Genomic DNA, 14,842 nt, shown 5'->3' on the forward strand with positions numbered 1-14,842 from the left:
ATATCTCCTGTTTGCAGGATCTATATACCCTGCATGTTGGATCTATATACCCAACACGCAGGACATATATTGCCAACAGATTGGATCTATATCTCCTGTAAACCGGGTAACTATCCCCTCTGTAGGGCTCTTTATTTCACGTCATCCCACGTATCCGTGCGGAACGGGAAAGCGCTCAATCCGAAAGTGTTGCGCAGAGTGATATTTCCTACATAATTACGGAAAGCATAGCGCACGGCAACCGGTTGGGTAACCTCTTCACTCGATACTTCCACCGTGTTGGTACGTCCTATGATCTTCGCTTTCGCCGGATAGAACTTCTTGTCGGCTCCTGCAATCTCGAATCCCTCCAGTTGGGCGAAAGTAGGGAACAATCCCGCAGGTGCGTTATTGAATGTCACTATGGCCTTGTTGCCCTCATAGTCTACTTTAGTCATCATCGGACCGTTGGATGGCAATCGGCCGATACCGTATGTTTTGGTCAATGCAAGCGTAGCCAGCCGGAGTCCTACCACATCCTTTGGCGATGGATGGATACAAAACTCATCACCAATATCCGTAGTGGGTATCATGCCCGAATTAGGAATCGTTTTCAATGCTTCCATCTGTGCTTCACGCAATAAAGCGGCACCCGTATTGCTGCTGTTTTCATATTTGTAAGGAGCAATCTGCACATAATAGAAAGGCATATCGGGAGCCTCCCATACGTTTCTCCATAGCTGCACCATGGCAGTCATCATCGGAGCATAGAACTGATAGTTGGATATGTTCGATTCTCCCTGATACCAGAGGAAACCCTTTGCCGTGAAGTTCTTAACAGGCCATAACATCGAGTTGTACAGACATTCCAGACGCTGATGCACCCCTCTTTTAGGATCTTTGGCAGCTTCTACGTCCATACCTTCAACGGTTTTCAATGTCGGTTCATCTATCCATGCTTCGATAGCCGAACCTCCCCAACTGTTGATAACCAGCCCTACCGGAAGATGAAGACTTTCAGTCAGTTGTCTGGCAAAGAAATAGGCGGCGGCACTGCAATCAATGGTCGTTTCAGGTGACGAAACTTCCCATTTCCTTTTTTCAAAATCCGTGCGGCGCTCTGTATCATTGGTTCTCGGTACGGTAATAAAGCGAATACGGTCGCGGTAATTTCCCGAGTTTAGAAGCGTTTCAAGCGAGTTGTCAATGGGCTGTGCGGCATTTCCCATCATGCGCATTTCCATATTCGACTGTCCGGAGCAGATCCACACTTCCCCTATCAATATATCCGAGAGAGTGACCGGAGTTCCGTCGCTGATTGTAATAGAATAAGGTGTATATCCTCCTTTGGGAGTATCTACTTTCACCAGCCATGCCCCGTCTTTGTCGGTAGATGCCTGATAAGTCCGGTTGTTCCATGAAGTAGTGACGGTTACTTTTTTGCCGTCTGCCCAACCCCATAATTTAACGGAGCTGTTCTGTTGAAGTACCATGTGATCTCCCATCATTGCGGGAAGTTTTACTTTGCCTTGTGCAAGCGGTAGGAATAAAAGTGATAAAATCAGAAGTAGAAATTGTTTTTTCATACTGTTTTTTATTAGATATTCGACGAATAGTTATTAGGTATCCGGCAAAAATACAATCAATTTTTAAATATGGAATAAAATTAGCTGGTCATTTTCTGATAAAAGCTAGTCGAAATCTTAAAAGCTTGTTTTTCCTTTCCATTCTCGGTCGAATTTTCTTAATTAGTGGCATCAATCGCCTAAACAGTATTATTAGATTGGTTAAATATCCCATTTCTTTGCACTGTGAGTATTTAACAACCTAATTGTTTCATTAAATCTAATCAAATGAAAAAGAAGCATTATTTATTATTTTTATTGGCTTCGCTCTTTTTACTGACAGATGTGGTGTGGGCACAGACATCTGCTACAGTAAGTGGAGTAGTGATCGATGAGAATGGAGAAACCCTGCCGGGTGTTTCCGTCGTCGAAGTAGGTACAACGAACGGTGTCTTGACAGATTTGAACGGTCACTACACCTTAAAAACAACTTCTGCCAAACCTTCTGTTTCTTTCAGTTACATTGGTTATCAGACCACCACGCTTCCCCTGAACGGACGCACGAAACTCGACGTCCAGATGAAGGTGGAAACGAAAGTACTGGATGAAGTAGTGGTAGTGGGTTACGGTGTGCAGAAGAAAGTGAACCTGACCGGTTCCGTGACTTCCATCAACTTTGCCGATCAGACGGAGGGACGTCCCATCATGAGTGTTTCTTCTGCCCTTTCGGGGCTCGCTGCCGGTATGAACGTGACGCAGGCTTCGGGACAACCCGGATCGGACGGCGCCACCATCCGCGTGCGTGGTAACGGTACGTTCAATACCAACTCCCCATTGGTACTGGTAGACGGTATTGAATGGAGCATGGACAACGTGAACCCCAACGACATTGAAAGTATCTCCGTACTGAAAGACGCTGCCTCAACAGCTATTTACGGTACGCGTGCCGCTAACGGAGTGATCCTCATCACCACCAAAAGCGGAAAAGGTAAACCGCAAATCTCCTATTCTTATTCCGGAGTTGTGCAGATGCCTTACAACAATCTCTCTTTCGTAAGCGACTACGCCCGCTATATGGGACTGGTCAACGAGGCTTGCGAAAATGTGAATACCAAAGGTATTTTCTCGCAGGAAAGCATTGACCGCTGGAGGGCTGCTTCTGCCGATCCGAACGGACTGAATGAGTACGGAGTGCCCAATTACGTGGCCTATCCGAACACAGATTGGTTCGACGAAGTATTCGACACCGGATATTCGCAGGAACACAACCTCTCTGTCTCCGGCAGCTCGGAGAAAGTGAAGTATATGCTTTCCTTGGGCTATCTCGACAATCAGGGAGTCATGAACCGCTGGAACCTCGATTCAAGTACGCAGAAAATCAATTTCCGTACCAATCTGGAAGCCAAGATTGTGAAATGGATGACCGTCGGTACCCGCCTTTACGGACAAAAGCAAGATTACGGGATGGCAAACATCAGCAATGGATTCAAGTATCTCTACCAGACTACTCCGGGTGTATATCCGGGCGAACCGAACTACTGGGGACGTCCCGCACTGGCAAGTGAAGAATCTTCCAATGCCAATAATATCTTCGGGCAGATGGCGGGAGCTACCGGTTTCAATACCGTATGGCGTCTCAACGCTTCAGTCTACGGAATTATCACTCCTTATAAAGGTCTTAACATCGAAGGTACATTCAACTATTCACCGACATTTACTGACAAGTCTTCCTATAGCCGCCAGAATGGTTATTGGGACTACGTGACCGACCAACGTGTCAGCGAAAGCGCACTGGAGAACGCTTCCATTACCAATACAAGCGCGCGCACCTGGCGTCAGAGTGCCGAAATACTGGTACGCTATCAAACCACCATCAAGAAAGACCACGATCTGGGCGCATTACTCGGATATTCCGCACAGGAATATTACAGCAAGAGCTTTGCCGTTTCCCGTAAAGGAGCTACTGACTGGACACTGAACGAATTGAGCACCTATGAAACTCTCGTCAGCTCTTCCAGCTCGGCACCTGCCAAGTGGGGACTGCTCTCCTATTTCGGCCGTGTCAACTATGGATATAAAGGACGCTACCTCTTCGAAGCCAACCTCCGTGCCGATGCCTCTTCCCGTTTCGGTGTGAACCAGCGTTGGGGATATTTCCCCTCGTTCTCCGGTGGATGGCGTATCTCGGAAGAATCGTTCATGCAGGGAGCATCCGACTATCTCTCTAACCTGAAACTGCGTGTTTCGTGGGGAAAGACAGGTAACAACTCTACGGGCAACTACGACTGGCAGGCAAATTATGCCACAGGCAATGTTGTAATCGATGGTGAAGGAACCAAAGGACTGGTACGTAAAAAACTAAGCAACGACAAACTGCATTGGGAAAGTACCGCAACAACCGACATCGGACTTGACTTCGGTTTCTTCAACAACCGCCTGACGGGTGAAATAGACTACTATAATAAATATACTTCGGACATTCTCTACCATCCCGAACTCTATCTCTCGATGGGTGTTGTCGGCTCTGCTCCCGAAAATCTGGGTGAAGTGCGCAACCGCGGTGTAGAATTTACCCTGAACTGGAACGACCGTATCGGAAAAAACTTTGAATACCGGGTAGGCATGAACTTCTCTTTCAATGCCAATAAGGTAATGAAATTCAAGGGCGATCTCCAGAAATACTGGACGTATGATGCACAGGGAAACAAAGTCAGCTATGTCAACAACTTCAGTGATGTGTCCGAATCCGGATTCGGAGGATACATCTGCGAAGGTCGCCAACTGGGTGAAACCTATATGTATAAGGTGTACAGAGGTTCCGGCGAAGGCTATACCGGAGGTGCGGTGGACATCCATGCGGGACCGAAGGACGGAATGATACGTACAAAGGAAGACATGGTATGGGTACAGGCCATGATTGACTCCGGTTATTCATTCGGAGGAATGAAGACGATTGCCAAAGACCAGCTTTGGTATGGTGACATTCTCTATGCCGACAGCAATGGGGATATGAACTATGGTGATACGAACGACAGGGATTTCTCCGGTCATACCAGTGTGCCGAAATTCAACCTGGGCTTCAACTGTGCTTTCTCTTACAAGAATATTGATTTCTCCATGTTGTGGTCGGGAGCTTTCGGACATTACCTCAACTGGAATACGGATTACTACAACTCCACGCTCGTGAGTCACGGATATGGCATTATCGAACATATTGCCGACAATCATTACTTCTTCGATCCTTCCAATCCGGACGATTCGCGCACCAACCAGTCGGGCAAATACCCCCGTCTGACGTATGGAACTACGTATAATAACAGAATCCAGAGTGATTGGAACGAATATAAGGCCGACTATTTCAAGTTGAAGAATATCCAGATAGGCTATACATTGCCGCAGCGGATTTCCAGTAAGTTCTTTGTAAGCAAGCTCCGTGCTTTCGTGTCGATGGATAACATCCTGACGATTACAAGTTACCCGGGACTTGATCCGGAAATAGGAACTGAAATCGGCTACCCATTGATGCGTCAGATCTCTTTTGGCGGACAGATTACCTTTTAATGATGTAGAACTAAAAAACAGAATCTGATATGAAAAAGATATTAATGATTTTAACGATGGCTCTGGCTGCTACCTCCTGCATGGATATTCTTGATGTGGCCCCGGAAGACCAGATCGCAAGTGAAAACATGTGGACTACGGAGGAGCTTGCCGACAAGGGAATGGCAGGACTCTACTATCCGTTCTATGCCACCCAACTCTCGTCTACCCAGCTCCGGCGTGCCGACGGTTTGAACCGCCAGGGAATCGAAGCCATGAGCTTCGCAACCGATTATTATTCCAACAACTATCCGGTGGAACTGCTTTCGCTGGCTACCAAACCTGCCAATGACTTTCAGGTGTGGTATGAATGGAAGTTCTGTTATACCATCATCCATGCGTGTAACGATGCGATTGCCAATCTGCATAAAGCGGATATGGCTGCCGGCAAACTGGCGCGTTATCAATGCGAAGCCCGTTTCCTCCGTGCGTGGGCCTATAACCGGCTGAATATGCTCTATCAGGGTGTTCCCGTTTATCTGGAACCCATCAATAATGAAGACTGTACGCGTGGTCAATCTTCGGTAGATGAAGTCTGGCAAGTGATTCTGGACGATTTGACGTATTGCATCAATAATCCCGATTTTCCCCATAACACGCTGAACGAAAACTACGGACGCCCCTCCAAGGGAGCTGCCTATGCGCTTCGTGGCATGGTATATATGTGGAAGAAGCAATACAAGGAAGCAGGCAACGATTTCAAAGAAGTGGAAACCTGCGGCTACGGCTTGTGGACAGGCGAATATGCCGACTTCTTCAAATATGAAAACGAGAAAGACAAAGAAATGATTTTCTCGCTCCAGTTCAGCGAAGAAACCGGTTACTGTGACAACATTCAGCAAATGACCGGTGCGCGTGATACGTATGACGGATGGACGGAAATAAAACCTTCCGCAGACTTTGTAGACTATTATAAGAATGCCGACGGATCGGATTTCAAATGGTCGGAAGTAGACGGTTTGGAAGATTGGGACTTACTGACTCCGCAACAACGTGAAATCTTCTTCTGTCGTGACGGACTGGAATCCATGTCCTCACAAAAGAATGGTCTTATCAAACGCGTAGGCGAAGATATTTATCAGAAATATTACCTGAACAGCGGCAACGAAGCCCGCATTAAAAAGGCGTATAGCAACCGTGACTCACGTCTGCAACAGACAGTCGTTACCCCTTATATCCCGGTAGATTGCTACAAGCCTAACTATGCCGGAGATGCCAACCAAATCGGTAAACAACTCCGCTGGCCGTTGAAGGAACAAGGCACGAATGGCGGAGACTTCTGGCTGGATAAACGTACTTCCGCTTTCTACTGCTATCGTAAATACAATGAGTTTGAGAAAGGCCGCTTGATTAGCCGGAGCCGTTGCCATACCGACTGGCCGTTGATTCGCTATACCGATGTATTGTTGCAGTATGCGGAAGCATTGGCACAGACCGACCAGATAGGAGAAGCCATCCGCCTGGTGAATAAAGTACGTACCCGCGCCCACATGCCTGCGTTGACAGAGGGCGGAAGCGGTCCGTGCGCAGTGAACGGAAAAGAAGACATGCTCGAAAGAGTGCGCTATGAACGTCGCGTGGAATTCTGTCTGGAGGGAATTAACTTCTTCGACGAAGTACGTTGGGGAACCTATAAAGAAACCAAATTCCAGGGGAAAGACGTGAATGGCGGCAAGTCCTGGTGGGGCGATATGGTAGAGTATAACTGGTATTACACCGATTATATGTGGCCGTGGACTGCTCCTATCGTTGAAACGCAAAAGAACCCGAACCTGACTAAACGAAGCGGTTGGGCGTATTAATCATAAAGATTTGAATAAGGATGAAGAAAATACTTTTACTATTACTCATTTTTGTATCCGGTTGCACAGGTGTATTTGCGCAACAGTTTGACTATGGCAAGATAGAGCCTCATCCCCGGCTGTTATTGCCGGAGGGCGGAGAAGAAGCTATTAAGAAAGCTATTGTGGAGTATCCCCCGTTGGCAGCAGTTCACCAACGGATCATGGAACTTTGCGACCGGACACTTACGGAACCACCTGTGGAACGTATCAAGGAGGGCAAACGCCTGTTGGCGATTTCGCGCATCGCATTGAAGCGTATCTATTACCTCTCATACGCTTACCGTATGACGGGAGATAAGAAATACGCTCACCGTGCGGAACAGGAGATGCTCGCTGTCAGCCGTTTCACGGACTGGAACCCTACTCATTTCCTGGATGTAGGCGAGATGGTAATGGCATTGGCTATCGGTTACGACTGGCTCTATGATTCTTTGCAGCCCGACACCCGCCGGGTGGTGCGTGAAGCAATCATCGAAAAAGGATTTGATGCGGCAAAGAATACCCGTCATGCCTGGTTCTACACTGCCAAGAATAACTGGAATTCCGTATGTAATAGTGGATTGGCGTATGGTGCACTGGCTCTTTTCGAAGAGATTCCGGAGATTTCGAAAGGTATTATCGAGAAATGCATGGAGACAAATCCGAAAGCGATGGTAGGCTATGGTCCTGATGGAGGTTATCCCGAAGGATTCGGATATTGGGGGTACGGGACGAGTTTTCAGGTAATGCTCATTGCTGCGCTCGAAAGTGCTTTCGGCACAGACAATGGGCTCTCCCAAGCCCCCGGATTTAAGAAGTCTGCCCGTTTCATGCAGTATATGACGGCTCCGAGTGGAGACTGCTTCTGTTTCTCGGATTCTCCGGTAGAGGCGGAATGTAACATGATGATGTTCTGGTTTGCAGGCAAGGAGAAAGACCTTTCCCTGTTGTGGATTGAACGTCAGTATCTCGACCGCCCGGATATGCAGTTTGCCGAAGACCGTTTACTACCCAGCCTGATGGTGTTCTGTTCACAGCTCGACCTGAATCGAATCGGAAAGCCGAAGAAAAACTTCTGGTTTAACCGTGGAGATACGCCTGTGTTTATCTACCGTGGCGGATGGGACAGTAAGAAAGACACCTATCTGGGAGTGAAAGGAGGTTCGCCCTCTACCTCTCATGCACACATGGATGCCGGGTCGTTTATCTTCGAGAGAGACGGAGTGCGTTGGGCGATGGACTTGGGGATGCAGAGTTATATCACACTCGAAAGTAAGGGAGTGGACCTGTGGAATATGTCGCAGAACGGACAACGCTGGGAAGTATTCCGGCTAAGCAATATCGCTCACAATACGTTGACGATTAACGGAGAACGCCATTTGGTAGAGAGCAATGCCCCGATCACCCGTACTTTCGAGTCGAAGAAACAGAAAGGGGCGGAAGTAGACCTGTCGACTGTGTTTGCCAATAGTGTGAAGAAAGCTGTCCGCACCGTGATATTGGATCAGAAAGACCATCTGGAAGTAATAGACCGCTTGGAGACGCGCGATAAGGAAGCTACCGTATCCTGGATTATGGTCACTCCGGCAGAAGCCAAGATTACAGGCAAGAACCGCATAGAATTGACTAAAGACGGACAACGGATGCTCCTGACAGCAGATACCGGTACGGAAGTAGAAATGAAAATCTGGTCCAACGTGCCCCCGCATGAATATGATTTCCGCAATCCGGGAACCATCCGCGTTGGCTTTGAAACGGTGATTCCTGCCAATCGTGCCTCGCAACTGAAAGTACGACTTATTCCTTTGAAGTAATACAAATAAATTCATTGAACCATGAAAACGATTCTTTTTAAAACAATCATCATAGCTTTCTTCGTAGGAACAGCCGTAAGTTGTTCCGATGAGGACGAGAACAGATTCCGTCCGGGATCTACCCATGAGAAACCGAATCCTACGGAGCCGGAGGGTGGACTGGATTATTCCAAACTGACTGCGGATAACCATCCTCGTCTGTTGATGAACGCTGAGGCTTTCACTGCATTGAAAGCCAAAGTGGATGCAAATGCGAGTGCCAATCTGACCTTGCTGCATAACACCATTATGGGAGTGTGCAACAGCAAAGGGATGAATGCAACGGCACTGACTTATAAGCTGGATGCCAGCAACAAACGTATTCTCGACGTTTCCCGTGATGCTTTATTGCGTATTTTCACCTGCGCTTATGCCTACCGGATGACTGGCGATGCCAAATATCTGACTAAAGCGGAAACCGATATCAATGCCGTATGCAACTTTCCCGACTGGAACTCGAAACGTCACTTTCTCGATGTGGGCGAAATGGCTACGGCCGTTGCTTTCGGCTACGACTGGCTCTATAACGAACTAAGTGCCTCCACCCGTACGAAAGCAGCCAACGCATTGCTGAAGTTTGCTTTCCAACAGGCACAGAACAAGAACTGGAACCTGAACTTCTATGAAGCTACCAACAACTGGAACCAGGTTTGTAATGGCGGACTGGTCTGTGCGGCACTGGCCTCTTATGAAAACAATCCTTCCGAAGCAAAGGACATGATTGAAAAGGCTTTAGAATCCAATAAACCTGCATTGGAAGTGATGTACTCTCCCGATGGCAACTATCCGGAGGGCAGCGGTTACTGGTGTTACGGCACGCTTTATCAGGTGTTGATGCTTGCCGCCCTCAACAGTACGCTTGGCACGGATAACGGACTTTCCGATACGCCGGGATTCTCCAAGACGGCAGAATATATGTTGTATATGACAGGGCTGAACAGCAAGTTCTTTAATTATTCGGACTGTGCTCCCTCTTCTACCGCAGCACTTGCTTCGTGGTGGTTTGCCGATAAATACAGTAACCCGTCATTGCTCTACAATGAACTGAAAATGCTGAAGAACGGTGAATACGCTTCTTGTGCCGAAAACCGCTTACTGCCAATGATTATGGCTTTCGCCAATAATCTGAATCTGGATGCGATCTCCGCCCCTTCCAATAAGCTATGGAGTGGAAAAGGGGAAACGCCTGTGGTGATGGTGCATACCGACTGGACATACACGGATACGGATAAATACCTCGGTATCAAAGGGGGCAAGGCCAGTTCTAGTCATGGGCACATGGATGCCGGTTCATTTGTATACGATGCGTATGGAGTACGCTGGTCGATGGATTTCGGGCTGCAAAGTTATACAACTCTTGAGTCGGTACTGGCCGGTTTGGGTGGTAATCTTTGGGATATGGGACAGAATTCGATGCGTTGGGATGTATTCCGCCTGAATAATCTCAATCATAGCACGATCTCAATCAATGATGCCCGTCACCGGGTGGACGGTGCGGCTACCCTGACCACTACCATCAACACTGCTACGGAATTGGGAGCCACTTTCGATCTGACAGAAGTAGTGTCCGATCAGGTTGCATCCGCTACCCGTACCGTGAAAATCGTGAACGATAAAGATTTAGTAGTCATGGATGAGATAAAGGCAAGAACGGATAAATCCGCCAAAGTACGCTGGTGCATGGTGACCCCTGCCGTCCCGACGGTGGAAAGTAACCGCATCGTACTAACTAATGGAAGCAAAGTGATGTATCTCACAGCCAGCGGAACCGTGAAGCCTACCTACAAAACATGGAGTACCACTAGTGAAAACTCTTATGACCAGGCTAATCCGGGCACTTATATGGTCGGCTTTGAAGCAACGGTCACAGCCAACCAGACTGCCACATTTACCACAACCCTGTCCCCCAAATAAAATGAATTGAACGTATGAGAATCTTATTATTATCTATACTAGGGCTTCTAACATTGGCATCCTGCTCCAGGCAGGAGCCAATGGAGGCGCTGATTGACCGTGTGTTTACCGTTGCAGAGCAACAATACACGAATATGGATACCCGCCTGACGGAAAAGACACTTCCCCGCACGCTCTCTGCCGAGGGTGAGTTTGTCCCTTCGAATATCTATTGGTGGTGCAGCGGGTTCTATCCCGGCTCCCTCTGGTATATCTATGAATATACCCGGAACGATGCCGTGAAGGCGCTGGCCGAGAAGAATACGCTGAAACTCGACTCTATACAGTACGTGACCAGAGATCACGATGTAGGTTTCCAGTTGAACTGCAGTTATGGGAATGCTTTCCGGCTGACGGGCAATGAGGCTTATAAACAGGTGCTCTATCAGGGAGCCAAATCCTTGTCAACCCGCTTCCAACCTACCGCCGGTGTAATCCGTAGCTGGGACTTTGTGCGCAAAGGTTGTGACTGGAAGTTTCCGGTGATTATTGACAATATGATGAACCTGGAATTACTGTTATCCATGTCGAAAGCCTATGCCGATGATTCTTTGCAGAACATAGCCTGCACGCATGCCAACACCACTATCCTGAATCATTTCCGCGATGATTACTCTACGTATCATTTGGTAGATTATGATCCTGAAACCGGAGAAGTGCGCGGCAAGCAGACTGTGCAGGGTTTCTCGGACAATTCTTCCTGGAGTCGCGGACAGGCATGGGCCTTGTATAGCTATACGATGATGTTCCGCCTAACGGGTTATCAGAATTATCTGTTGCAAGCCGGACATATTGCCGATATGCTGCTCCGCCGTTTACCTGCCGACGGTATTCCTTACTGGGACTTTGACGCTCCGGTGGAAGAACACTCCTATCGAGATGCTTCTGCTGCCGCTATCATGGCCTCTGCTTTTATCGAGCTAAGCCGCTATATCCCCGGAACGGAAGCCAAGGAATCTTATCTTGCCATGGCGGAAAAGCAACTTCGCACGCTTGCCTCGAAAGAGTATCTGGCCGAACCGGATACGAACGGGAACTTCCTCCTGAAGCATAGCGTAGGCGCACTTCCGGATAAAAGCGAAGTAGATGTCCCCCTGACGTATGCCGATTATTACTTTTTAGAAGCATTGCTACGGTATAAGAATCTACAAAAATAAAACTAATACAATATGATTATGAAGAACTTACATATAAGCATGGCATTTATCTTCGTATTACTGCTGATAACTGCCTCCTGTTCGGACAAGGATGATTCGGCTCCACGTGTCATCCCCACCATGAACCTGACAGTTTCGGAGATTGCAGACAATACGGCTCTGATTACTTCCGAACAGCAAACAGGTACTACATTCGGAGCGAAAGTCATTGATTTCTATCCGGTGGCCGACATCGGCTTTGACTATAACATTGAAGTGAAGCTGGTGAAATTCGTAGAAGAAAACGGAGAACCGGTATCTCTGCCCTATACCCGTAAAGTCACCGAAGGATTGCGTCCGGGAGTGAATTACATTAGTGCTATCATTGCCTATAATGCCGAGGGGCGTGCCGTGTGTTCCGCTTTTCAGACTTGGAAAGCGGCAGGAACAGAAGGCGCATGGAGTGATGGCGGTTCTGCCGGTGATCTGGAAGAGAATGAATGGTAAACGAGGATGTAACTCAAAAGAATGAATGGTATGAAAAATAAATTATATGCAATAGGTGTAACGATTCTGATGATGACAAGTTGCACACAGGACGAGTTTATTTCGTCCGATAACGGCCGGGAACCGGTAACGGCAGGTTCATGTCTGACGCTGGTAGGACTCTCGTCTCCGCAGACGCGTGTTTCTATCGGTGATAAAACAGGCGATGTTTATCCGGTGCTTTGGAGTGAGGGTGATGCCTTGGGAGTTTTCTCCCGTACGGCAGGGACTGATATTCACAATGTGCAGTCTTTATTAAGTGATGAATCGATCGGGCAGAATTCCGGTGTCTTTACTTCAGACGATGTGAAGATGGCGGAAGCAGGAGCTACGGAACTTCTTATCTATTACCCGTACCGGGCAAGTACGGAACTAGCCGAAGACGGGAACAAGATAACTTCTTCCTTGTCTGTAGAGCAGGAGCAAAGTCGTCCGGGTGATAGTCATCATATTGGAAAGTATGGGTTTGCATTTGCCAAGGCAACAGTCAGCGGTCCGGATATGCTTGCCAAATTTACGTTGAATCATGCGATGGCTTATGTGAAGTTCAGCATCTCGTCCCAGGAACTTTCTACGTACAGGCTAAAGAGTGTTTCCCTGTATGACAAGGAGACGAAAACGCCTCTTTCCGGTACGTTTACCGCAAATCTGGATACGGACGAGTTGACATACGGTACGGATGCCAAACCGTATGCCACTGTTTCACTGACTACTCCCGAGTTGCTTGCTTCCGCACAGGATATATATCTGACTACGTATCCTGCTGATTTAAGCGGCAAACAGGTGTACATTGTGGTCACTCTGGAGAATGACCGGCAGACGGTTACAATTCCTATTCTAAAGGAAGGAAAGCAGCTGAAAGCCAATGCAGTCAATACGATTGCTATTAATAACTTGAAACTTTCGGATAATTCCTGTGAATGGTACGAGCCTGTAGAGACACGTCTGCTGGCAGGTGGATGGGCTTATGGTGAATCCAACTGTTTGATGACGAATATTTCGACCAGTGGTGTGAGCAATACGATTAGTGTGAAAGCACGTGGTAACTTCATGGAAGTGGAAGAACCTAAGTATGCAAAGACTATTCTCGGGTGCGATTTGAATGTTAATCATAAGATGATTGCTGTGAATGGTTCTACTACGGACATCATTCCTGTTGGCAGTGATTACAGTATTACGATTAATACCTATAAGGTAAGTGGAGGCTACGACGGCGGTTGCGGTCAGGTGGCTATCTATGGAGAGGATCAGACTACTGTTATCTGGAGTTTTATTATCTGGATGACCCCTACTCCGGCAGAACACCCTTATGGTAATACGGGATATGTAGTGTTAGATCGTAATTTGGGTACTTACATGACATGCGAAGGAGACAACTGGAAACAAAACGGTGTTTACTTCCAGTGGGGACGTCCTACGCCGGTGGGCTGGTCGGGAACCGTGGGTACTAACATACCTACTCAAGACACCAATGTCCGCTTCTCTATCGAAAATCCTCGTGCATTGCTTTATACCAATGAAGTGGAGAATACAAAATCCGACTGGTATCTGGGTGCATGGACCGGTGCACGTACCGACCGTAAAGATGACTTCTGGGGTAATCCGAACGAATCGAGCACTTATCTCAATCCTTCTGACGGTCATAAATCTATTTATGATCCTTGTCCGAAAGGGTATCGGGTAGTGTCTCCCCGCGTATTGGATGAGATAGAGCAGAAAGGTGAATTTGTGAAACAGAGCGCAACTGCGGTATTTAAATATTGCTATGATGGTACAAACTATGCTTATTGGCCGTTAGCAGGTTGTAAGTGGGGATCTAATGGTGGAAATAATGGTAATAATACAGGGCTGGATGCTAGCAAGGGTGCTGCTTGCTATTGGTCCAACTCATCGGCAAGTAGTTATGGAAATGATAAGGATCAGGGAGCTACTTCCTTGTATTATAAAGTTTCCGATAAGACGTGGACTCACTCTTCCGGTCGTTCTCATGCATTCTCTGTACGGTGTATGAAAGATACCGAGAATCGTTAGGTTTATGGGCTGTATGAGGAAATAGAGTTTTCCATCTCTGTTCCATTTTTAAGATTCAGAAGAAAACCGGAATAAGATAAAAGGACCTAATAGAAGAAAAAGTGCATATTCAGTTGCAAGAATATGCGCTTTTTCTTTTTATATTGCATTTATTTCCTTGAAATATGCAATATATGGTGTCACTAAACCATCGGTTTGGTGTAATCAAAGCTTCGGTTTGTTTAAAACAAACGCTCTCTTTGGTATAAACCAACCGTCGGTTCCTTTTAAAGGAACCGAAACTGGTTTTTGGGAGAGCAGAATTAGAGCTGGTTTGTCTTTCTTTTCTGTTGGTTTGTAAATAGCAATCTGATATG

Annotated in this window: 8 protein-coding genes; 7 read left to right on the top strand and 1 reads right to left on the bottom strand. The window is 47.3% G+C overall.

The genetic code is table 11. The annotated features are described in order from the left end of the window. Positions 1–131: 131 nt before the first annotated feature. Complete coding sequence (locus tag H8796_RS05485) at positions 132–1,565, bottom strand: sialate O-acetylesterase (protein ID WP_117933353.1); 1,434 nt, start codon at positions 1,563–1,565, stop codon at positions 132–134. A 267-nt stretch (positions 1,566–1,832) separates the two neighbouring features. On the opposite strand from H8796_RS05485, the gene H8796_RS05490 reads away from it, so the two are divergent. Genes H8796_RS05490 through H8796_RS05520 form a run of 7 tightly spaced genes read left to right on the top strand, consistent with a single transcriptional unit; the run spans position 1,833 to position 14,486 of the window. Then, positions 1,833–5,105, top strand: coding sequence for a TonB-dependent receptor (locus tag H8796_RS05490; RefSeq protein WP_117933355.1), 3,273 nt, complete (start codon positions 1,833–1,835; stop codon positions 5,103–5,105). 29 nt (positions 5,106–5,134) lie between these two features. Further along, positions 5,135–6,946: a RagB/SusD family nutrient uptake outer membrane protein gene (locus H8796_RS05495; RefSeq protein ID WP_117971505.1), complete on the top strand. Its 1,812-nt coding sequence runs from the start codon at positions 5,135–5,137 to the stop codon at positions 6,944–6,946. Positions 6,947–6,966: 20 nt separating this feature from the next. Continuing rightward, on the top strand, positions 6,967–8,781 hold the full coding sequence (locus H8796_RS05500) for a heparinase II/III family protein (protein WP_117933359.1): 1,815 nt from the start codon (positions 6,967–6,969) through the stop codon (positions 8,779–8,781). Positions 8,782–8,802: 21 nt separating this feature from the next. After that, the gene (locus tag H8796_RS05505) at positions 8,803–10,734 is read left to right on the top strand and encodes a heparinase II/III family protein (protein WP_117933361.1); all 1,932 of its coding nucleotides are present in this window, start codon (positions 8,803–8,805) and stop codon (positions 10,732–10,734) included. 14 nt (positions 10,735–10,748) lie between these two features. After that, positions 10,749–11,930 (top strand): glycoside hydrolase family 88 protein, encoded by a 1,182-nt coding sequence (locus H8796_RS05510; protein ID WP_117933363.1) that lies wholly within the window; start codon positions 10,749–10,751, stop codon positions 11,928–11,930. Between the two features lie 12 nt (positions 11,931–11,942). Then, positions 11,943–12,416: a hypothetical protein gene (locus H8796_RS05515; RefSeq protein ID WP_004324161.1), complete on the top strand. Its 474-nt coding sequence runs from the start codon at positions 11,943–11,945 to the stop codon at positions 12,414–12,416. Between the two features lie 30 nt (positions 12,417–12,446). After that, positions 12,447–14,486 carry a fimbrillin family protein gene (locus H8796_RS05520; RefSeq protein WP_117933551.1) on the top strand — a complete coding sequence of 680 codons (2,040 nt, stop codon included), beginning with the start codon at positions 12,447–12,449 and terminating at the stop codon, positions 14,484–14,486. Positions 14,487–14,842: the final 356 nt, after the last annotated feature.

Origin of the sequence: Bacteroides sp. M10 (genome assembly GCF_014334015.1) — a bacterium.
Taxonomy (GTDB): Bacteria; Bacteroidota; Bacteroidia; order Bacteroidales; family Bacteroidaceae; genus Bacteroides; species Bacteroides intestinigallinarum.